Source organism: Phenylobacterium sp. (genome assembly GCF_030681155.1).
Taxonomy (GTDB): Bacteria; Pseudomonadota; Alphaproteobacteria; order Caulobacterales; family Caulobacteraceae; genus Phenylobacterium.
Map to the genome: position 1 here is coordinate 43,834 of NZ_JAUXXE010000007.1, position 21,414 is coordinate 65,247.

At 67.2% G+C, this 21,414-nt stretch carries 17 protein-coding genes; 8 read left to right on the top strand and 9 right to left on the bottom strand.

The window, feature by feature from the left end:
* Positions 1–36 precede the first annotated feature (36 nt).
* Positions 37–1,638 (top strand): AbgT family transporter, encoded by a 1,602-nt coding sequence (locus Q8M13_RS01630; protein ID WP_305297876.1) that lies wholly within the window; start codon positions 37–39, stop codon positions 1,636–1,638.
* 49 nt (positions 1,639–1,687) lie between these two features.
* On the opposite strand, the gene Q8M13_RS01635 is transcribed toward Q8M13_RS01630, so the two are convergent.
* Positions 1,688–2,782 (bottom strand): PepSY domain-containing protein, encoded by a 1,095-nt coding sequence (locus tag Q8M13_RS01635; protein WP_305297877.1) that lies wholly within the window; start codon positions 2,780–2,782, stop codon positions 1,688–1,690.
* Positions 2,782–4,941 carry a TonB-dependent receptor gene (locus Q8M13_RS01640; RefSeq protein ID WP_305297878.1) on the bottom strand — a complete coding sequence of 720 codons (2,160 nt, stop codon included), beginning with the start codon at positions 4,939–4,941 and terminating at the stop codon, positions 2,782–2,784. The genes Q8M13_RS01635 and Q8M13_RS01640 overlap by 1 nt, the downstream gene beginning before the upstream one ends.
* A 163-nt stretch (positions 4,942–5,104) precedes the next feature.
* On the opposite strand from Q8M13_RS01640, the gene Q8M13_RS01645 reads away from it, so the two are divergent.
* The 3 genes from Q8M13_RS01645 to pseI all read left to right on the top strand — a co-directional run bounded on the left by Q8M13_RS01645 (position 5,105) and on the right by pseI (position 9,346).
* Positions 5,105–6,199, top strand: a complete 1,095-nt coding sequence (locus tag Q8M13_RS01645; RefSeq protein ID WP_305297879.1) for a YeiH family protein — start codon at positions 5,105–5,107, stop codon at positions 6,197–6,199.
* Between the two features lie 78 nt (positions 6,200–6,277).
* Positions 6,278–8,098 carry an NAD(P)/FAD-dependent oxidoreductase gene (locus Q8M13_RS01650; protein ID WP_305297880.1) on the top strand — a complete coding sequence of 607 codons (1,821 nt, stop codon included), beginning with the start codon at positions 6,278–6,280 and terminating at the stop codon, positions 8,096–8,098.
* A 195-nt stretch (positions 8,099–8,293) separates the two neighbouring features.
* On the top strand, positions 8,294–9,346 hold the full coding sequence (pseI, locus tag Q8M13_RS01655; RefSeq protein ID WP_305297881.1) for a pseudaminic acid synthase: 1,053 nt from the start codon (positions 8,294–8,296) through the stop codon (positions 9,344–9,346).
* On the opposite strand, the gene Q8M13_RS01660 is transcribed toward pseI, so the two are convergent.
* The 5 genes from Q8M13_RS01660 to Q8M13_RS01680 form a co-directional block, all read right to left on the bottom strand.
* Positions 9,343–9,975, bottom strand: coding sequence for a pseudaminic acid biosynthesis-associated methylase (locus Q8M13_RS01660; protein ID WP_305297882.1), 633 nt, complete (start codon positions 9,973–9,975; stop codon positions 9,343–9,345). The two genes, pseI and Q8M13_RS01660, sit on opposite strands and share 4 nt — an antisense overlap.
* Before the next feature lie 9 nt (positions 9,976–9,984).
* On the bottom strand, positions 9,985–10,680 hold the full coding sequence (locus tag Q8M13_RS01665) for a glycosyltransferase family protein (RefSeq protein WP_305297883.1): 696 nt from the start codon (positions 10,678–10,680) through the stop codon (positions 9,985–9,987).
* Between the two features lie 87 nt (positions 10,681–10,767).
* Positions 10,768–12,609, bottom strand: coding sequence for a DNA helicase RecQ (gene recQ / locus Q8M13_RS01670; RefSeq protein WP_305297884.1), 1,842 nt, complete (start codon positions 12,607–12,609; stop codon positions 10,768–10,770).
* 220 nt (positions 12,610–12,829) lie between these two features.
* Positions 12,830–14,569 carry an amidohydrolase family protein gene (locus Q8M13_RS01675; RefSeq protein WP_305297885.1) on the bottom strand — a complete coding sequence of 580 codons (1,740 nt, stop codon included), beginning with the start codon at positions 14,567–14,569 and terminating at the stop codon, positions 12,830–12,832.
* A gap of 75 nt (positions 14,570–14,644) precedes the next feature.
* Positions 14,645–15,121, bottom strand: a complete 477-nt coding sequence (locus Q8M13_RS01680) for a hypothetical protein (protein WP_305297886.1) — start codon at positions 15,119–15,121, stop codon at positions 14,645–14,647.
* Between the two features lie 46 nt (positions 15,122–15,167).
* Between Q8M13_RS01680 and Q8M13_RS01685 the strand changes: the two genes are divergently transcribed.
* The 4 genes from Q8M13_RS01685 (at position 15,168) to Q8M13_RS01700 (ending at position 19,031) form a co-directional block, all read left to right on the top strand.
* A complete protein-coding gene (locus tag Q8M13_RS01685; RefSeq protein WP_305297887.1) occupies positions 15,168–16,298 on the top strand; it encodes a DNA cytosine methyltransferase in 1,131 nt (376 codons plus the stop codon).
* Between the two features lie 97 nt (positions 16,299–16,395).
* Entirely contained in the window at positions 16,396–17,379 is a 984-nt protein-coding gene (gene cysK / locus Q8M13_RS01690) for a cysteine synthase A (protein ID WP_305297888.1), read from the top strand.
* Positions 17,380–17,394: 15 nt separating this feature from the next.
* On the top strand, positions 17,395–18,582 hold the full coding sequence (locus Q8M13_RS01695; RefSeq protein ID WP_305297889.1) for an NAD(P)/FAD-dependent oxidoreductase: 1,188 nt from the start codon (positions 17,395–17,397) through the stop codon (positions 18,580–18,582).
* Positions 18,579–19,031: a very short patch repair endonuclease gene (locus Q8M13_RS01700; RefSeq protein ID WP_305297890.1), complete on the top strand. Its 453-nt coding sequence runs from the start codon at positions 18,579–18,581 to the stop codon at positions 19,029–19,031. The genes Q8M13_RS01695 and Q8M13_RS01700 overlap by 4 nt, the downstream gene beginning before the upstream one ends.
* A gap of 73 nt (positions 19,032–19,104) precedes the next feature.
* Here the strand turns inward: Q8M13_RS01700 and Q8M13_RS01705 are convergent, their stop codons facing one another.
* Both Q8M13_RS01705 and Q8M13_RS01710 read right to left on the bottom strand, forming a co-directional pair.
* Positions 19,105–19,557, bottom strand: a complete 453-nt coding sequence (locus Q8M13_RS01705; protein WP_305297891.1) for an OsmC family protein — start codon at positions 19,555–19,557, stop codon at positions 19,105–19,107.
* Positions 19,557–21,344 carry an acyl-CoA dehydrogenase C-terminal domain-containing protein gene (locus Q8M13_RS01710; protein WP_305297892.1) on the bottom strand — a complete coding sequence of 596 codons (1,788 nt, stop codon included), beginning with the start codon at positions 21,342–21,344 and terminating at the stop codon, positions 19,557–19,559. Before Q8M13_RS01710 ends, Q8M13_RS01705 begins: the two co-directional genes overlap by 1 nt.
* Positions 21,345–21,414: the final 70 nt, after the last annotated feature.

The window sequence follows — 21,414 nt, forward strand, 5'->3', positions numbered from 1 at the left end:
AGAGGCGGTGTGGTGAAGCCGGAGCAATAGTCCCTCATGAGCTATGAACGCCGACCCGACCGACAGCGCGGCTTCCTGGGTGCGATCGAACGCGCGGGCAATTTGCTCCCCGACCCAACGATCATTTTTCTCTATCTGATCTTCGCATTGATGCTGCTTTCGTGGCTCGGTGCGGCGTTGGGCTGGCAGGCGACGTTGCCCTATTCAGGCGCGAAGGCCCCCGAGCATGCCGAGCTGGCGAACGGGATCCTGACCTATCGGGCCTCAAGCCTATTCTCCGCAGACAACATCGCGCGTCTTTTCATCGAGATGCCGCGCACGTTCGCCGGCTTTGCGCCGCTGGGCCTAGTGCTCACCATCATGCTTGGCGCAGCGGTGGCCGAGCGGTCGGGACTATTTTCCGCGTTGATCCGGGCCTCGCTGGGCAACGCCAACAAGGCTTTGCTGACACCGATCGTGGCGCTGATCGGCATGGTGTCTCACCATGCCTCCGACGCAGCCTATGTCGTCTTCATCCCCCTGGCTGCAATCACCTTTGCGGTCGCCGGGCGTCACCCGCTGGCCGGGCTGGCGGCCGCCTTTGCAGCGGTGTCGGGAGGCTATGCCGGCAATCTCCTGCCTGGGCAGATTGACGTTCTGTTGCTGAGCTTCACCCAGGAAGCCGCGCGGATCGTTCAGCCGGACTGGACGATGAACCCCCTCGGCAACTGGTACTATATCTGCGCCATCGTCGTGCTGTTCACGCCGATCATCTGGTACGTCACAGATCGGGTCATCGAGCCGCGCCTGGGTCCTTGGAGCGGCGTCGTCGATGACGACCTGCGCGCGGATCTGGAAAAGTCCGACCTCACCGCCGACGAGCGCAAGGGACTGCGCCGCGCCGGCCTGGTCACCCTGCTCGTCATCGGCGCCTTTGCGGCGCTCGCCCTGTGGCCGGGGTACACCCCGCTCATCAACCAGGAGGCCGAAGGCCCCGCCCGCCTGCAGCCGCTCTACGGCTCCCTGATTGCAGGGTTCTTTTTGCTGTTCTTGCTGACCGGCGTCGCGTTTGGTCGAGCCACCGGCGCAGTGAAGTCGGCGAACGACGTGGTGGAGATGATGCAGCACGGGGTGCGAACCATGGCGCCCTACCTGGTCTTCGTGTTCTTCGCCGCCCACTTCGTAGCCATGTTCAATTGGTCGCGGATCGGCCCGATCATCGCGATCAATGGCGCAGAAGCGCTGCAGGCAATGGCCCTGCCGCCGGCGCTGCTGCTGGTCTGCGTCCTGCTGCTCTCGTCGTTTCTGGATCTCTTCATCGGATCTGCGTCGGCGAAGTGGAGCGCGCTCTCACCCGTGGTCGTCCCGATGTTCATGCTCCTGGGCATCAGTCCTGAGATGACCACGGCCGCCTACCGCATGGGCGACAGCTACACCAACATCATGACCCCGCTGATGAGCTACTTCCCGCTCATCCTAGCGTTCGGTCAAAGATGGGACCGCGGGATTGGTGTGGGGTCGCTGCTGGCGCTGATGTTGCCCTATGCCCTGTCCTTCATGGTCGTCGGGATCGGCATGACGGTGGGCTGGGTGTTGCTGGACCTGCCGCTCGGACCGGGCGCACAGGTGCACTACACCGTGGGCGCCACCACGCCCTGACCACCCGGCGCCCTGGCCGCGACCGGCGGAGGCCGCGCGGTGACAAGGGTTAGGCGCGAGCGTGCGGGGTCGAGGGTCGCTTGCGCTTCTGGAATTTCGGGTTGGCCCAGAAGGTGTAGACGGCGAGGCTTCCGAGCAGTGCTAGAGCCAGGCCTGACACGGTCATGACCAGCCGATAGGGCAGGCCGCCGACCTTGGCGGCGTGGATCGGGTATTCCAGATTGGCGATCCGCAGCCCGGTCGGCAGGGTCTGGGCGTTGCGGGTGGCGACCTGCTGGGCGGTGGCGGGATCGAACCAGAACATGGTCCGACCGTTCGGCAGCCACTCGGCCTGCTGGCGTAGCCTGACCGAGATCAGGGCGCCCGGCTTGGTCGGCAGGCCGATGGTGCGGATCTCAGCGCCAGGATACTGCGCTCGTGTGGCGTTCAGCAATTCCAGCCAATCGGTGTCGGGGGCCAACGGCCCGCCCTTGGCTTTCGGCGCGCCTTCAGACGCCTTCATCTCGGCGGGGCTTGAGAAGGGGGCGAGCATCACCTCCTCGACCTTGGGAAGGGTCATGGCGACGCCGGTCAGCAGCGAGATGAACAACAGGGGCGCGACCAGCACGCCGAGGTCGCGGTGCTGGCGAACCACGGCGGCGCGCGACATCTTCGCGGGCCATAGACTAAAGGTGAACAGCCGCCGGGTCGGCCACCAGAGGATCACCCCGGTGATGACGAAAGCGAGGCCCGCCAGCCCCAGGGCTCCGGCGACGAATTTTCCCGTGTCGCCGACCAACAGATAGTGGTGCAGGTCGAACAGCCAGATCTCCGGCCGCTCCCATTTCGAGGACCATTGCGCGACGATCTCGCCGGTCTGGTCGGCATAGGCCCCACGTTCCTTGTCGATATAGGACAGCCGATGCAGCCCCAGGCGCTTGCTGGCAAGCACGATGGAGCGCGGCGGGTCGGGATCTTCGAAGATCCTCTGGACTGCGGCGGCCAGGGTGGCGGTGTCCTGCATCTGCGCTTCGGCGGCGTGGGGCGTGGTGAGCCGCAGCCAGTCGTCCTTGTGGACCAGCATGGCGCCGCTCAACCCCAGTATGGCCAGGGATAGGCCGATCAGCCCGCCCGCCCACCGGTGCGCGAGACGCAGGATCGACATCAGAAGCGGCGTTCCAGACCGAGGGTGAAGACCCGCCCGCGACCGGCGAAGTAGCGCAGATTGTCGGCTGGGTTGGAGGTGTCGGAGCTGTAGCTGAGGTACTGCTGGTCAAACAGGTTCTGGACGCTGAAGAACACGTCGCCGACCGGCGCCGAGTAGCGGACGGTGGCGTCGACCAGGGTGTAGCCCTGGAAGTTGTTGCGCGGATCGGCACCCTCGTAGCTGCGCTGCAGATAGGTCTGGCTTTGCAGGCGCGCGGCCAGCGGCCCTTGCTGATAGCTGAGCGCGAAGTTGAAGCGGTCGGGCGAAATGTTCGCCCCGTCGAGGTCGATATCGGTCGAGCCGTCGCCGTTGCTGTCAGCGCGGCCCTTCAGCTTGGCGTAGCCGGCTGAGGCGGTGACGCCGGGGACCGGCGTCTTGGCCGTGACGTTCAGCTCCAGGCCCTCGATCTCCACCCGTTGCCGCTGGACGTCGTAGACGGCGGTTGCGGGGTTGAGCACCAGCAGTTGGCCAAGCTTGGAGGTCGACCAGAAATAGGCGGCGGTCGCCTCGATGGGGCCGCGCTTCCACTCGGCCCCAATCTCCTGGTTGTCGGAGACCACCGGATTGATGTCGAGGAAGCTGTCCACGTCGACGCCGTCGCGGTTCACGCCCCGCAGGATCCGGCCGACGTCGGGCACGGTGTAGCCCTCGGCGTAGCTGGCGTAGAGGCGCAGGGATTGGGTCGGCTTCACCACGATGCCGCCGTTCAGCAGGGTCGCCTCGAAGGACGGATCGCCGCCGCCCACCGCGCGCGAGCCGTAGGAGGCCAGGGTCGTGTAGTCGCTGACCTTCAAGGTCACCGACTCGTAGCGCAGACCCCCGGCCAGGTGCAGCCTGTCGTCCAGCAGCGCCAGATTGGCCTGGACGAACGGCGCGATACTTTGGAACTGGGTCGGCGGCACCCAGGCGCGCTTGGTCTGAATGAGCGACTGCTCGGTGCGGTCCTTCATGGTGTCGAGGCCGAAGGTGGTGTTCAGGCCCGGCACGAACGGAATTTCCCGCTCATATCCGATCCTCGCGCCCATCTTTTCCGACTGGTTCGACGACTGGTCGAACAGCGTGCCGATCGGGGCGAGGCGGGCGTCCTGGAAAGTGGCGCTGCGGTCGCCCCCGAAGGTGTCGCGCGAGCGGTTGTAGAAGAACTGGGCGGTCAGGTCGCCGCCAACCAGGTCGTCGTCGGTCACCGCCACCGACAGCGTCTCGACGCGATTGGCGGCAGGCCGCCCCTGGATGGTCCCGCGCATGCTGCTGGCGGGGCGGTTCTTGGTGCGGTCCCCGGCGACGATCACATAGTCGCCGTCGCCCTTCAGCTCGAAGCGGTTGGCGACAAGGTCGATGCGCAGGCTCTCGTCGATCTGCCAGCCGAAGCGGCCGAAGATCGAGGTGCTGGTGGAGTCCTGGATCTCGCCCTGGGTGTTGTCGACGCCGATCCGCCGGCCACGGCCGTCATAGAAGGCGCCGCGGGATTCATAGGCGAGGCCCAGCGTGGCGTCGAAGGCCCCGGCGCGATAACCCGCCAGACCCGCCGTCTTCCAGCCCAGGCCATCGCCGTGGAACCGAGTGTCGCTGCTGACCTGGGCCAGGACCCTGCCAGACAGGCCGTCCTCCTTGGGCGGCCCGACCGTCACCTGATTGACCACGCCTCCGGTGGCGCCGATGCCCTGCAAGGCGTTCGACCCGTAGATCAGTTCGACATGGTCGATGAAGAACGGGTCGATGGTGAAGCCGTCGCGCGAGCCGTCGCGGATCGGGGTCGATTGCGGAATGCCGTTGATGGCGAACAGCGGCGAGCGGCCGCGCAGGGTCTCGCCGCTGCCCGACAGCTTCTGGCGGGTTGGCGAGAACGATGGGGAGAGCGAGGAGATCGCATCGACCACCGAGCCGCTGATCGACACCTGTTGCGAAAGCGTGTCGGCGTCGACGATGTCCACGGTCATCGGCAGGGCGCTGGCCGGCAGGGTGGTGCGGGCCGCGGTGATGACCAATTCGGACACCTCGGTCGGGCCGCTCTTGGTCTGGGCGAAGGCCTGCGTGCCGAAAGCCAGGGCGATCAAGCTCGCTCCAGCCGCCAGATGGACATCCCGTACACGCGCCGCGCTCGCCGTTCTCAAAGCCATCTGCATCCCCGACTATCGTTGTGAGGGGTTCTATAGGCGTTAATAAGAACGATTTGCAATTGACGTCTTGGACCGCATGGGGTTCGGGCGGCTTGCTGCTGATGACCGGGCGCATCTATTGTTCGAGGCCGCGCCGCGATCCGGCTCAACCAGCGAGTTCGCCATGATGCGCGATGATGTCGGCGATCTTGCATTTCGCTCCCTGGACTCGCTGGAAGGCGCGCCAGATCGGCTGGGCGGGACGCCTGGTCCGCGTGAGAGCCTGGTCGCAAAGGTGCGGCGATATGCGCCGGGCGTGCTCATCGCCGGTCTCGTCGCCCTGGCGGCGCAATGGCTCTCCGAGCACTACAAAGCGCCGGTCATGTTGTTCGCCCTGCTGCTGGGCATGGCGGTGAACTTCACCGGTGATGACCCTCGTTGCCGCCCGGGCATCGACTTCGCCGCGCGCCAAATCCTGCGGATCGGCGTGGCCCTGCTGGGCATGCGCATCACCTTTGACCAGGTTCGGTCGGTGGGCGCCGGCGCCCTGACGCTGACGGCGGTCGCGGTCGTCCTGACCATTCTGGTCGGCTGGCTGATGGCGCGATCGATGAAGCTGAGAGGGCCGCTCGGGGTTCTGATGGGCGGCGCGGTGGCGATCTGCGGCGCCTCGGCGGCGCTGGCGATCGCTTCGGTCCTGCCGCGCAGCGAGACGCACGAGCGTGACGTCGTCCTAACCGTGGTGGGCGTCACCACCCTGTCGACCTTGGCGATGATCCTTTATCCGACGCTCGCGGCCATGCTGCATTTCAGCGACGTGGCGGCTGGCACGTTCTTCGGCGCCACCATTCACGATGTCGCCCAGGTGGTGGGCGCGGGTTACAGCGTTTCGCCGGAAGCCGGCGACACCGCCACGATCGTCAAGCTGTTCAGGGTCGCTCTGCTTTTGCCGGCGGTGGTGATCATTTCGCTGATCTATCGCCGCTCGGCTGAGGCGAACGCCAAGCGCCCGCCGCTGATTCCGGTGTTCCTGATCGCCTTCGCCGCGCTGGTGGCGATCAATTCCACCGGCGTGGTCGGTGACTGGATCCGCGATCCGTTGCAGGACGCCTCGCGCTGGTGCCTGGTCGCCGCGATCGCCGCCCTGGGCGCGAAGACCGCGCTGGGGGATCTGGCCAAGGTGGGCTGGCGGCCGATCCTGGTGCTGGTCGGCACGACCCTGTTCGTCGCGCTTTTCGTGCTTGGCGGCATGGCGTTGATGAGCGGATGGCCGCCCTGATCCCGGCCTCGCATCGGCCGTTGCCTTCCCCAAGGTGATCGGAGGTTCGATGAGGCCAGATGTTCTCGGGAGGAACGCATGGCCGATTCAGCTGACACGATCCAGGCGGAGAGCGGGCTCGGCTTCGATCCCGACAAGCTGCGCGAAAAGTACCGCGCCGAGCGCGACAAGCGCCTGCGGACCGAGGGCAATTCTCAGTACCGGGAAATCGCCGGCGACTTCGCTCACTATCTAGACGACCCCTATGTCGCGCCCGGCTTCGCCCGCGCGCCCCTGACCGATGAGGTCGAGGTGGTGGTGATCGGCGGCGGCTTCGGCGGCTTGCTGGCCGCCGCGCGGCTGCGCGAGGCCGGGGTGAAGGACATTCGCGTCATCGAGAAGGGCGGCGACTTCGGCGGGACCTGGTACTGGAACCGCTATCCAGGCGCGGCTTGCGACGTCGAATCCTACGTCTATCTGCCGCTGCTGGAAGAGGTCGGCTACATGCCGGTCGAGAAGTATTCCCGCGCGCCGGAGATCCTGGCCCACAGCCGCGCCATCGGCGAGAAGTACGACCTCTATTCCAACGCCTGTTTCCAGACCGAGGTCACCGGCATGGCCTGGGACGAGGCCGGCGGGCGCTGGATCATCTCCACCAACCGCGGCGACGCCATGAAGGCGCGCTTCGTCTGCATGGCCAACGGCCCGCTGCATCGGCCCAAGCTGCCCGGCATTCCCGGCGTCGAGACCTTCAAGGGGCATTCCTTCCACACCAGCCGTTGGGACTACGACTATACCGGCGGGACCTCGAACGGCGGCCTGACGGGCTTGGCCGGCAAGCGGGTCGGGATCATCGGCACCGGCGCGACGGCGGTTCAATGCGTGCCGCATGTCGGGGCCGCCGCCGCCGAACTCTTCGTCTTCCAGCGAACGCCATCCTCCATCGACGTGCGCAACAACCGGCCCACCGATCCCGAGTGGGCCGGCGAGCTGACGCCGGGCTGGCAGCAGGCGCGGATGGACAATTTCAACACTCTGGTCTCGGGCGGCTTCGCCAAGGAGGACCTAGTCAATGACGGCTGGACCGACATCATCCGCAACCTGGGCATGATCGCGCGGAGCAAGGCGGCCGGGGCGGGGGCGCAGGATCCCGACACCCTGGTGCAACTCGCCGACTTCCAGAAGATGGAGCAGATCCGTGGCCGGGTGGACCAGGTGGTTCGTGACCAGGCCACCGCCGAGGCGCTGAAGCCCTACTACAACCAGTTCTGTAAGCGGCCCTGCTTCCACGACGAATATCTCGACACCTTCAACCGGCCGACCGTCACCCTGATTGACACGCAGGGGCGCGGCGTCGAGCGCATCACCGAGACGGGCGTGGTGGTGGACGGGGTCGAATACGAGATCGATTGCCTGATCTACGCGACCGGCTTCGAAGTGGGCACCGAGTATGCTCGCCGGGCCGGCTATGAGATCCACGGACGGGGCGGCAAGACCCTGACGGAGAAGTGGAGCGAGGGCGTTTCAACCTTCCACGGCATTCATGTGCGCGATTTTCCGAACTGCTTTGTGATGAGCAACAGCCAGTCAGGCTTCACAGTGAACTACCCGCACATGCTGAACGAGCAGGGCAAGCACATCGCCTACATCGTGGCTCACGCGCAGGAGAATGGGGTGACCCTGGTGGAGACCTCGCCGGAGGCCGAAGCGGCGTGGGTCGAGACCATCGTCGCCTCGGCCCTTCAACGCGCGAAGTTCGCCGAAGAATGCACCCCCGGCTACTACAACAACGAAGGTCAGCCTTCGGCCCTGGCCGCGCGTAACGGCTCCTATGGCAAGGGATCCATCGCCTTCATCCAACTGCTGGAAGATTGGCGGGCCGAGGGCAGCTTGCAGGGGCTGGAGCTCAAGACGGGCTGAATGGAGCTCGATTGCGGCGACTACACCGTCCCTTAACCACGACCGGGGGCAGATACGGCGGGCGGTCGCGAGACCGGCCCGGCGCCTCGTTGCGGGCGTCGACTGGGGGGCCAAGCGCATGCCAGGCCTGTTATCCTGAGGCGTAGAATGTCTCAGGGCCGCCGGGTTGCGGCGGCTTGAGTCTGGAGGTGCGGCGTGAGCCAGCCCATCGTCACCATCGCCGGCCGCAAGATCGGCCCCGGTCATCCGCCCTATATCGTCGCCGAGATGTCGGGGAACCACAACGGCGACATCGGCCGGGCCTTGGCCCTCATCGACGCGGCCAAGGCGGCCGGCGCGGACGCCGTGAAGCTGCAGACCTATACCGCCGACACCATCACCATCGACCATGACGGCCCGGGCTTCACGGTGCATGGCGGCCTTTGGGACGGAAGGCGGTTGCACGAACTCTATGACGAGGCCCACACCCCGTGGGCCTGGCATCAGCAACTGTTCGATCACGCCAAGGCGATTGGGATCACGATCTTTTCCTCGCCATTCGACGCGACCGCGGTGGAGCTGCTGACCGCCCTGGACGCGCCGGCCTTCAAGATCGCATCGTTCGAGCTGGTCGATTTGCCGCTAATCGAACTGTGCGCCCGAACCGGCAAGCCGTTGATCATGTCCACGGGTCTTGCTTCGCCGCAGGAGATCGCCGAGGCGATGGCCGCGGCGCGCGGCGCAGGGGCCACCGAGATCATTCTGCTGCATTGCACCAGCGGCTACCCGGCGCCCCCATCGGACATGAACCTGCTGACCCTGCCGCATCTGGCCGCTGAGCATGGCGCTGTGGCGGGTTTATCGGACCACACCATGGGCGTGACGGTTTCGGTGGCGGCGGTGGCGCTGGGCGCCTGCTTTATCGAAAAGCACTTCACGCTCGACCGAGCCGAGGGCGGGGTCGACTCCGACTTCTCGCTGGAGCCGCCCGAGCTAGCACGGCTTGTGACCGAGTGCCACGACGCCTGGCTGGCCTTGGGCTCGGTGCGCTACGACGAGGTGGCCTCGGAGGCCTCCAATCGCGACTTCCGCCGCTCGCTCTACGTGGTCGCCGACGTCGCGGAGGGCGAAGCCCTGACGCCGGAGAACGTGCGGTCGATCAGGCCAGGATTTGGCTTGCCGCCCAAGCACCTGCCGGAGGTGCTGGGCCGCAAGGCCAGCCGCGCCCTCAAGCGCGGGACGCCGCTGGATTGGACGATGGTCGGCTAGGCCTTGCGGAATAGCCACCAGGTCAGGTCGTCCAGGCCGGTCGCGCGCTTCCAGAAGAAGCCGTAGTCGATGAGCTGCAGGTTGGGGAAACGGTCCATGTAGAGGCCGCCGAAGTCGTTCTTGAACAGCAGACCTTCCTGGCCGCGATAGCGCAGGGTCTCGGCGCGCGGCGAGAAATACTCGGCGCAGAGAATGTACTTCGAGGAGACGCGGTGGATCTCGTCCAGAGTGGCGGGCAGGCGTTCCGGATCGACGTGGATCAGCACCCCGGAGGTGAAGGCCAACTCCACCGCGCCATCGGCCAGCGGGATGTTGTCGCCGAAGCCGGCGTGCAGCCGTTCGGGCGGCAGGATCTTGTCGGCCACCACCCGCTCGCGCGCCGCAGGGTTGGGCTCGATCGCCGAAAGCTCGGCGTCGAGCAGCTGGGGGATGACCCGCAGGTTGAGGCCGAGGTTGCAGCCGACCTCCAGGACCGACTTGGGCGGATCGCCCGCGAAGGCTTGGGCGATGCGGCCCCACATTAGGGTCCGGGCGCGCAAGGCCTCGTCGGAGGCGACATTCCGCGCGGTGTATTCAGCGCCGAAGTCTCCCGCCCAGGCGGATTTGGGGTCGGCCGGCGTGCCGGTCATGGGAGGCTCCTAGAGATCAGGTTCGAAATGGGAGAAGGGGAGGGTGCGAATGTCAGCGGAGCTGAAGTCCGGCTTGGTCGGATAGAGGGCGGCGTAGACGCGCTCGACGAAGGCCAAGTCTTCCGGGGTATCGACCGTCCAGCGCAGCGCGCTTTCGTCTCGGTCCTGCACCAGATCGCCTTGGCTGAACCGCTCGGGGTTCCGATAGAGGAAGGGCGTCACGTGCTCGCGGTCATAGGGGTCGGTCGCCTCGCGTCCGGCGGCGAGCAGGGCGTCCAGGCTGAAGCACTCGACGTCCAATCCGCGTGGATAGGTTCGGCGCTGCGCATTTGAGGCGTAGTCGACGCTAAGCCGGGCCTGCAGCCGCACGCAGGCATCCACGATCTCGGGATCGGCCAGGGGACAATCGGCGGTCAGCCGCACGACCGGGCCGTTCACGCCGAGGGCCTCGACCGCGCCGACATAGCGCCCGAGCACGTCATGCAAGGAGCCGCGAAACGTCTCGACGCCGATGGTCTGAAGGAACTGGGCGAGGGGATCGTCGGATGCGTCGTCGCTGGTCGCCACGATCAGCCGATCCAGGGTCGAGCATCGGCGCAGGCGTTCGATCTGGCGCTCCAGCATCGGCCGTCCCGCCACTGATTTCATGACCTTGCCCGGCAGCCGCGTCGAACTCATGCGCGCCTGCAGGATCGCGACCGCCATCGCCTGTCCCCTCGAATGAGGCGACCATAGGCACAGAGCATTGCGTCGATATTAACCGCGTTGCGGCGGGCGTCGACCGCGCCCCGCCTAAACCGTGGCGGCGTTCAGCACTTCCAGCACCGCCTCGCCGTAGCGCTCCAGCTTGCCCTCGCCGACGCCCGAAATCGCCGCGAGCGACGGCAGCCCCTTGGGCTTCTTGGCGGCGATCTCGGCCAGGGTGCGGTCGTGGAAGATCACATAGGGCGGCAGGTGCTGGCGTGCGGCCTCGTCGCGCCGCCAGGCGCGCAGGGCGTCGAACAGCGGCTGGTCGTGCGGCGCGATAACGGTCGCCGCGCTCGAACCGCTGGTCTTCTTGCGGGCGCGGCTGGAGCGGGCGCCGGGCTCGGGGTCGTCCATCCCCTTGCGCAGGGCGACCCGTCGCTCGCCGCGATAGACCGCCTTCACGCCCTCAAGCTCACCGAGCCCGATCAGCGGGTAGCCGTCCTCGTGGTTCTCCCGCAGCAGACCATCGAACAGCAGCTGATCGAACAGGTCGCGCCAGCCGGCGGCGCTCAGCTCCTGGCCCACGCCGAAGGTCGATAGGCCGGCCTCGAACGCGGATGGCGTTTTCGTCTTGCCCAGCAGGTGATCGACCAGCCGCACCCGGCCGAACCGGCCGCCCATGCGATGCACGGCCGACAGCGCCTTTTGGGCGGCTTCGGTGGCGTCTACGGTCTCGACGGTTCCGAGGCAAAGGTCGCACTGGCCGCAGGCGTCGACCCCCTCCTCACCGAAATAGCGACGCACCGCGGCGGCTCGGCAGGCGGCGCCATCGAGCATGGCGTAGAGCTGGCGGACCTTGCGGCCCTGGACCTGTTTGACGCTCTCGTCGACGTCGCGGCCGTCCAGGCGCCGGAAGGCCCAGGCCATGTCGGAGGCGCCGTAGAGGGTGATGCCCTCGGCCGGATCGCCGTCGCGCCCGGCCCGCCCGATTTCCTGCCAATAGGCCTCAATGGAGGCCGGCGGATCGGCGTGGATCACATATCGGACATCGGGTTTGTCGACGCCCATGCCGAAGGCGATGGTCGCCACCATCACCGCAGCGTCGGCTTCCAGGAACTTCTCCAGGCGCTCGGCGCGCAGGTTCTTGTCGAGGCCGGCGTGATAGGCGAGCGCCGGAACGCCCTCGCCGCGCAAGGTCTCGGCCAGCTTGTCGACCCCGTCGCGCGAGCCAGCATAGATCACGCCCGAGCGGTCTGGCCGGGCGGCGACCAGTTCCAGCACCCGCTTGTGACCAGCGCCGCGCTTGCGCTCAGCCGAGAGGGCGAGCTCGGGCCGGGCGAAGCTGGCGACGAACTCGGCGGAGTCCTGCAGCCGCAGTTCGGTGCGGATGTCTTCGCGGGTCCGGGTGTCGGCGGTGGCGGTCACCGCCAGCCTCGGCACATTGGGGAAGATGTCGGCCAGGCGGCCCATCATCCGGTATTCCGGCCGGAAATCGTGGCCCCATTGGCTGACGCAGTGAGCCTCGTCGATGGCGATCAGGGCCAGGGGCGTGCGCGACAGCCGCTCCAGCATCGAGGGCTGCATCAGGCCTTCGGGGGAGATGTAGAGCAGGTCCAGCTCGCCGTGCTCGATCCGCTCCCAGGTCTGGGCCCGTTCCCAGGATTCGCCGGTGGAATCGATGCGGGCGGCGGCGACGCCCGATTGCTGCAGGCCTGCGACCTGGTCGGCCATCAACGCGATCAGCGGCGAGACCACTAGGCCGAGCCCGGGCCGCATCATGGCGGGGATCTGATAGCAGACGCTCTTGCCGCCGCCGGTGGGCAACACCGCCATGGCGCTGCGTCCGGCCAGCACCTCGGTGATCACCTCGGCCTGACGCCCCCGGAATTCGGCATGTCCGAAAGTGCGGCGCAGGATTTCCCGCGCTTCATCGAGGGAAGCAGGCATGGGGCCGTACATAGCCATGCCCGCCGGTCATGGGGAGGGAAAGATGCTGCGGCCAATGTCCTCTGGGGCGTTCCCGCCGTTCCCCTCCCTCAACAGTTCGTCATGGCCGGCCTCTTGAGCCGGCCATCCATAGACTCCGAGGTCGTGGGTTTGCCTGAAAGGCGGGCGCGTATGGATCCCCGGGACAAGCGCCCGGGGATGACGAACTGGTGGGACGGGACTACTCCGCCGCGATCGCCTGTGGCGCGGCCTGGGCGCCGCGCAGCAGCCGGCCGGGTAGGGCCCCTGTCGGTTCGCCGTCCAGATAGGTGATCTCGCCGGCGACGATGGTGGCCACATAGCCGTCGGCGCGTTGGACCAGGCGCCTGCCGCCCGCCGGCAGATCGTAGGCGACGGCCGGCGCCTTCAGCGTCAGGCCTTCGTAGTCGATCACATTGAGGTCGGCGCGATAGCCAGGCTGGATCAGGCCGCGATCGTGCAGCCCGACTGCCTGGGCCGTGTCATGGGTCTGCATGCGGACCATGGCCTCTAGCGTCAGTTTTGGGCCGCGCGTGCGGTCGCGTGTCCAGTGGGTCAGGTTCGACGTCGGGAACGAACCGTCGCAGATCATGCCGACGTGGGCCCCGCCATCGGATAGCCCCGGCACGGTGTCGCGGTGGTTGAGCATCGCATAGGACGGGTCGAGCGAGCCGTCGGCATAGTTCAGGAACGGCAGGTAGAGCATGCCGCGTCCTTCGTTGCGCAGCATGTGATCGAGCGCCAGGCCCTGGGGCGTCACGCCGCTCGCCTGGGCCAGGACCGCAAGCGTGCGGTCAGGCGTCTGTTCGTAGTCGGGTTCGTCGCCCATCAGGAACATGACGGGCCAGTTCTGGATCATGTTGATCCCGAGGCCCGGCGCCGGCTCAGGGCTTTCGGCCAATAGCCTGGCCCGGAAGGCCGGGTCGCGTAGATGGGCGACGCGTTCGGCCAACGGCAGGCCGGCGATCTCGCTATAGGTGGCGTGCCGGCTGAAAGGGTTCACCGTCAGCTCCAGGCCAAAGAGGATGCCCACCGGCCGTCCGGCGACCTGGCCGCGTATGGTCAGGCCGCCGTCATTGGCCTCCGACAACCGTTCCAGCAGGGTGCGCCACTGGTTCGGATAGCGGGGATTCTGGACCAGGGAGAAGGACATCGGTCGGCCGGAGCGCTCGACAATTCGGCGCAGCATGGCGAACTCTTCCTCCGGTTCGGCGAAGTCGGAGACGAATTGCAAGGCGCCCTTTCCGGCGGCGGCGAGGCCGAGCGCGATGCCGGTCAGTTCGTCCTCCGACCCGGTCAGGGTCGGGGTCGGCTGGCCATCGCTGGTGCGGTGGTTGAGCGTGCGGGAGGTGGAGAAGCCGAGGGCTCCCGCCTCCATCGCGCTCTTGGCCAGGCTCGCCATGGCGGCGATGTCGGCGGGCGTGGCATCCTCGCGATTGGCGCCGCGTTCGCCCATTACATAGACCCGCAGCGCCGCGTGCGGCAGCTGGGTTCCGATATCGACGTCGAAGCGTCGCGCCGCCAGGCTGTCGAGATAGTCTGGGAAGCTCTCCCAATTCCAGGGCAGGCCCTCAGTCAGGACCGGGAAGGGGATGTCCTCCACGCCTTCCATCAGCCGGATCAGCCGGTCGTGATCCTCTGGTTTGCAGGGCGCGAAGCCAACCCCGCAATTGCCCATGACCACGGTGGTGACGCCGTGCCAGGCCGAAGGCTGCATGTGGCCATCCCAGGTGGCCTGGCCGTCATAGTGGGTGTGGATGTCGACAAAGCCGGGGGTGACGATCTTGCCGCGCGCGTCGATCTCACGCGCCCCGGCGCCGCCCACCCGGCCGACGAACGCGATGGCGCCGTCCTTGACCGCGACATCGGCCTCGAAAGGCGCGCCGCCCGAGCCGTCCACGAGCGTTCCACCCCGGATAACGAGGTCCCAAGCCCGTTCCATGGCCATCTCCCTGATCGTTCTTATCGACGTTGGAGAGATTACCGGCCCTGAGACGGGCTCAGGTCAAGGGCGCCCCTACGGCGCCACCTGCTCGCGCGGGCGTTCCGATTCCTTGGAAGCGCAGCCCTTGAGGGTCTTGCCGTCATGGACGATCTCGGCGGCCAAGGGGAACTTCAGGTCCGACATGCCGTCCGAGCAGCCGGCCTGCTGGGTCAGGGTCAGCTTGAGCGGCTTGCCGCCGATCACCGTCTCCCAGACCGCCTTGCCGTCCTGCATCACCGCGCCGTTGTTCGGGCCGGTCAGGTTCGTGGCCGGATCCATCATGTTGAAGGCGATGTCCTTCTCGCGGACCTGCGCCGACCAGAACGGTTCTGTGCCGACGACGTGCAAATCGCCCTTGAACGCGTCGGGCAGGGCCCCGGCCGTTTCCGTCGGCGCGGCGCCGACCACCGGTGGCGCATCGGCCGGCGCGGACGCGGGCTTGCCGTCCGGCGCCTGGGGTTGGCAGGCGGCGAGGGCGAGCGCGGCGAGAATGGGGAGAGCATGTCGCATGAAGGGCGTCCTTTCGCGGTGACCGAACGAAGGTAGAGTCAGCATAATGAGTCGGTCTCTCAACTTTTACGAGTTTTTCGCGGGCGGCGGCATGGCGCGCCTGGGCCTCGGCCCTGGCTGGAACTGTGCTTTCGCCAACGATTTCGACAGGTTGAAGGCGGCGACCTACCGAGCGAACTTCCCCGATGCGGCGGAGCACTTCCATGAAGGCGATGTCTGGAAGCTGGAAGCTGGGGCGCTTCCGCCGCGTGTGGACTTGGCCTGGGCGTCCTCGCCCTGCCAGGATTTCAGCCTCGCAGGCGCGCGAGCTGGGCTTGGCGGCGGCCGCTCCTCGGCCTTTTTCGGTTTCTGGCGGCTGATCGAAGCCCTGGGCGCCGATGGTCCTCGCGCGGTGGTGATCGAGAACGTGTCAGGGCTGCTGACCTCGCACGGCGGGGCCGACTTCGCCGCCCTCTGCCGCGCTCTGGCGGGCCAGGGCTATAGCTTCGGCGCGCTTGAGATCGACGCCGGCCGGTTCGTGCCGCAGTCGCGCCCCCGGGTGTTCGTGATCGCCACGCGCGAGCCGCCGCACCCGAGCCTGATCGGCGAAAGCCCGTTTCAGACCCGCGCGGTAAGAGACGCCTACGACCGGTTACCCGCGGACCTCGCCGCCCGCTGGATCTGGTGGGGGCCGGACGCTCCGGCGGTTCGCAATACCGACTTGGCCAGCCTGCTCGAACCTGACGCCGACGTTGCCTGGCACGAGGCCGCGCGCACCCAGCGCCTGCTCGATCTGATGGCGCCTCTACACCGGGCGCGGATCGAGGCGGCGAAAAGCTCGGGCGCGCGGTCGGTCGGCGCGGTGTTCAATCGGATGCGAGTGGCGGACGGCAAGAAGGTGCAGCGCTCCGAAGTGCGGTTCGACGGTCTGGCCGGCTGCTTGCGTACGCCGCGCGGCGGGTCTTCGCGCCAGACCCTGGTGGTGATCGAAGGCGATAGGGTGCGGAGCAGGCTGCTCTCGCCGCGCGAAGGCGCACGCCTGATGGGCCTGCCCGACAGCTATGTCCTGCCGACCGCTGCGACCGGCGCCCTGCATGTCGCCGGCGACGGGGTCGTCGTTCCGGTCGTTCGGTGGTTGGCGGCGACCATTCTGGAGCCCTTGCTGGCGCCGGCCGGGGCCGCCGTCGCCGCCGAATAGGCAAGCTCGGCGTTGCTCTAGAAGAAGTGCGCTTCCAAATCCCGTTCGGGGCCTTAGGTTAGCCGCTCACGCTCCCAGCCAGAGACACGAGAGAGCCATGGCCGACGCCTCCAACTACGACGCAGCCCGCCACAAGCGTTCCGGCCGCGGCAAGATCTTCGATTCCGTCATCGACCTGATCGGCGACACCCCGCTGGTCCGCCTACCGAACCTGACCAAGGCGCTGCAGCCCAAGGGCGAGGTCGTCGCCAAGCTCGAGTTCTTCAACCCGCTGGCCTCGGTCAAGGACCGCATCGGCGTCGCCATGATCGAATGGCTGGAGGCCACGGGCCGGCTGAAGCCCGGCGGCTCCATCGTCGAGCCGACCAGCGGCAACACCGGCATCGCGCTCGCCTTCGTGGCCGCCTCCAAGGGCTATCCGATCACCCTGGTCATGCCCGAGAGCATGTCGATCGAGCGCCGCAAGATGCTGCTGATCCTGGGCGCCAAGCTGGAACTGACTCCGGCCGAGCGTGGCATGGCCGGCGCCGTGGCCCGGGCTAAGGAAATCGTCGAAGCGACGCCGGGCGCGGTCATGCCCCAGCAGTTCGACAACGAAGCCAACCCACTGATTCACCGGGTCTCGACGGCCGAGGAAATCTGGAACGACACCGACGGCCGCGTCGATGCGGTGGTGTCGGGCGTCGGCACCGGCGGCACCATCACCGGCATCGGTCAGGTGCTGAAGGCTCGCAAGCCCTCGGTGAAGATGGTCGCCGTGGAGCCTGAGTCCTCGCCCGTGCTGTCTGGCGGCCAGCCGGCCCCGCACAAGATCCAGGGCATCGGCGCGGGCTTCGTGCCCTCGATCCTCGACCGCGGCGTGATGGATGAGATCATCCAGGTCTCCAACGACGACAGCTTCGCTATGGCGCGGCGCATCGCCAAGGAAGAAGGCATTCCGGTCGGCATCTCGTCGGGCGCGGCCCTGACCGCGGCCTTCGACCTGGCTTCGCGGGACGAATATGCCGGCAAGCTGATCGTCGCGATCATCCCGAGCTTCGCCGAGCGCTACCTCTCGACGGCGCTGTTCGACGGGCTCTAGACCCGTTCCAGCCCTATGAAGATCGCAGTGGTGGGCTGCGGCGTCGCCGGCATGGCGGCGTCGTTGGCCCTGGCGCGTCGGGGCCATCAGGTCGTCCTGCTGGAAGCCTTTTCCGAGCCGCGTCCGCTAGGGTCCGGCCTGCTTCTCCAACCTTCAGGCCTGGCGGCGCTCAAGGCGCTGGGCCTGGCCGAGCCGGTGATCGCTCGTGGCGCGCGGGTTGACGCCCTGGACGGCCGGGACCTTTCGGGCCGGCCGATCATGGCCATGCGCTACGCCGACTGGCGGCCCGATGCGTTTGGCGTGGGCGTCCATCGCGCCACCCTGTTTGGTGTCTTGCATGACGCCCTGGCCCCGGCCGGGGTCGAACTGCGCACCGGCGTCGAGATCGTCGGTTGGGAAGACGCTGAGGCGCCGCGTCTGATCGATGCGGCCGGCGGCTCGCACGGTCCGTTCGACTTGGTGGTGATCGCCGACGGCTCGGGCTCGCAGCTTCGCAGCCTGGTGCGCCCGAGGTCGAGGGCACCGGTCTATCCCTGGGGGGCGGTCTGGGCGAATGCGCGCGACCCAGACGGCGTCTTCGCCGGGGCCCTCACTCAGCGTTATGATCGGGCCAGCACCATGATGGGCGTGCTGCCGATCGGCCGTGGACCGGCGGGCGATACTGATCTGGTGAGTTTCTTCTGGTCCTTGCCGGTGACGCAGATGGACGAGTTCATGGCCGGTGATATCGCCGCATGGCGCGCGCGGGCGCAGGCGATGTGGCCGCAGGCCGCGCCGATCCTGGCGCAGTTCCAGGGCGCGGAGGCGTTCTCGCGGGCGACCTATCGCGATGTGCGCACAGGCGGGTGGTCGAACGGCCGCTTTCTGCTGATCGGCGACGCCGCCCATGGCGCCAGCCCGCAATTGGGCCAGGGCGCAAACCTGGGCCTCATCGATGCGGTGGAACTGGCTGAGCGCCTCACGCCGCAGGTGGCGAAGTCGGTCCGGGGATATCAACTGGCCCGGCGCCGCCATGCCGGCCTCTATCAGTTCATCTCGCGCTGGCTGACGCCGCTGTTCCAGTCGGGCGGCTGGGTAGGACCCTTCGTGCGCGACTGGTTCTTCACCCCAGGGTCCAAGGCGCCGGGCGCGCGCCAGATCGCGGCCTACGTCCTGACAGGGACGCTGCGCCTTGGCCGGACGCCAAAGGTCCTGCGACCATGACCGATGTCTTCTCCACGGAGAAGCGGTCGGCAGTGATGCGCCGGGTCAAGGGGCGCGATACGGCGCCGGAGCTGAAGGTGCGCAAGGCTCTGACCGCGCTTGGGGTTCGCTATCGCCTGAACCGCAAGGATCTACCTGGCTCGCCCGATATCGTGATGGCCGGACGGCGGCTGGTGATCTTTGTCCACGGCTGTTTCTGGCACGGTCATGACTGCGCCCGGGGAAGCCGGGTGCCCAAGGCCAATCAGGAGTATTGGCTGGCCAAGGTGGCGCGCAACAAGGCCCGCGACGCCGCCGCCGAGGCTGCGCTCACTCAGCAGGGATGGCGGGTCGAGACGATCTGGGAGTGCGACCTGAAGGACGCTGAGGCGCTGCGGGTCAGGTTGGAAGAGTTGACCGGACCGCTCACCCCGGCGAAAGCCGGGGCTCAAGCCGGCTCGCAAACCTAGCTCGGGTTCAGTGTGCCCGGACGCCGCTTGGGTCCCGGCTTTCGCCGGGATGAGCGGTCTCCGAGGTGGGTGCTTAGAGCACCGTCACCTCGGTCTTCACCGAATTGGCGATGAAGCATTCCTCGTGCGCCTCGTGGTGCAGCTTGGCCAAGGCCTGCGCGTCCGGCGCATCGCCGTCCCACTCGATCTGAGGCTTTAGCGTCACCCGCGTCACCGCCGCGCGGCCGGGCGCGATCTCTTCCATCACGCCCGAGGCATGGTCGCGATAGGAGGTGACGATGAAGCCTGCCAGCCTGGCCTTATGCAGGAAGGTCAGCATGTGGCAGTTGGACAGCGCCGCCACGAACATTTCTTCGGGATCCACCGCTTCCTCGACCGCCCACTTGCCGACCACGTGGGGCGAGGCCGAGGCCGGGACGATCAGCCCCCCGTCGAAACTGATCACATGACCGCGGCTGTAGCGCCCCTTGGCGAAGTCTTCGCCGTCCCGCAGGTTCCAAGCGACGTCGGCGGTGTAGCTCGCCATCAGAACGCCTCCGCCGGCAGGGCCATCATCAGCTCCGAGCCGCTCTTCAGCTTGGCCAGGTGGCCGCTGGTCTCGGGCAGGATCCGCTCCACGTAGTAGCGGCCGATGATCAGCTTGCTGGAATAGAAGGGATCGGTCTCGCCGGCCGCCACCTTGGCCTGGGCGGTCTTGGCGATCTGGGCCCACATATAGGCCAGCGCAGTCAGGCCGAAGAGATGCATGTAGTCGGTCGATGCGGCGCCGGCGTTATCCGGGTTCATCAGGCCGTTTTGCATCAGCCACATGGTGGCGTCCTGCAGCTCGGTCTTGGCCTTGGCTAGGCCCTCGGTGAACGGCTTCAAGGTCTCGTCGCCCGAGTTGGCCTCCACGAAGGCGTCGATCTCGGCGAAGAAGCTCATCACCGCCCGGCCGCCGTCGGCCGCCAGCTTGCGGCCCACCAGGTCCAGGGCCTGGACGCCGTTGGTGCCTTCATAGATCAGGGCGATGCGGACATCGCGCATGTACTGGCTGACCGGGAAGTGCTCGGTGAAGCCTGACCCGCCGTGCACCTGGACTGCGTCGGAGCAGACCTTGAGGCCCCGGTCGGTGAGGAAGCCCTTCACCACCGGCGTCATCAGCGCCATGTAGTCGCCGGCCTTCTGGCGAACGGACTCGTCGGGGTGCGCGTGGGCAAGGTCGCCCTGCAGGGCGGTCCAGAACAGGAAGGCGCGGCCGCCCTCGATGATCGCGCGGCTGTCCATCAGCATCCGGCGCACATCGGGGTGGACGATGATCGGGTCGGCGGGGCCGTCGGGGTTTTTCGGTCCGGTCAGCGAGCGGCCTTGCAGGCGTTCCTTGGCGAAGGTGGCGGCGGCCTGATAGGCGGCCTCAGCCTGGGCGACGCCTTGCAGGCCGACTCCGATCCGCGCCTCGTTCATCATCACGAACATCAACGACAGGCCGCGGTTTTCCTCCCCGACCAGCCAGCCGACCGACTCCTCGTGACGGATCACGCAGGTCGCGTTGCCGTGGATCCCCATCTTCTCTTCGAGGCCGTCGCAATAGACGCTGTTGCGCGCGCCCGGCTTTCCGTCCGCATCCGGAATAAATTTTGGAACGATGAAGAGGCTGATGCCGCGCGTACCGGCTGGCGCGCCCTCGATGCGAGCCAGCACCAGGTGGACGATGTTCTCGGCCATGTCGTGCTCGCCGCCGGAGATCCAGATTTTCCCGCCGGAGATCTTGTAGCTGCCATCAGCCTGCGGGACCGCCTTGGTGCGCAGCAGGCCAAGGTCGGTGCCGCAATGCGGCTCCGTCAGGTTCATGGTCCCGCCCCATTGGCCCGAGGCCAGCTTGGGCAGGTAGAGGCTTTTCTGCTCGTCCGATCCGCCGTTCAGGATCGCCGAATAGGCCCCATGGGTCAGGCCCGGATACATGGAAAAGGCCATGTTGGCCGAGGAGGACATTTCGGAGAAGGACAGGTTCACCACATGCGGCAGACCCTGACCGCCATAGGCGGGCTCGGCGCCCAGCGCGGGCCACCCGCCCTCGACCAACTTGGCGTAGGCGTCCTTGAAGCCAGTTGGCGTCTTGACCGTATGGTCGGAGTTCCAGGTGCAGCCTTCCTTGTCACCGACCGAGTTCAGCGGGGCGAGCACTTCGCCGGTGAAGCGGCCGGCCTCCTCGATGATCTGCTCGATGACGTCCATCGAGGCTTCGGCGAACCCCGGCAGGTTGGCGTACTTCTCGATCTCCAGCACATCGCGCAGAAGGAAGACGTGATCGCGTACGGGGGGCTGATAGGGCATGTCCGCTCCGGTTGACGGCAAAAGGGCCTCCGACCTAGTCGGAAGCCTTAAGTAGACTAGTCTGAACGCA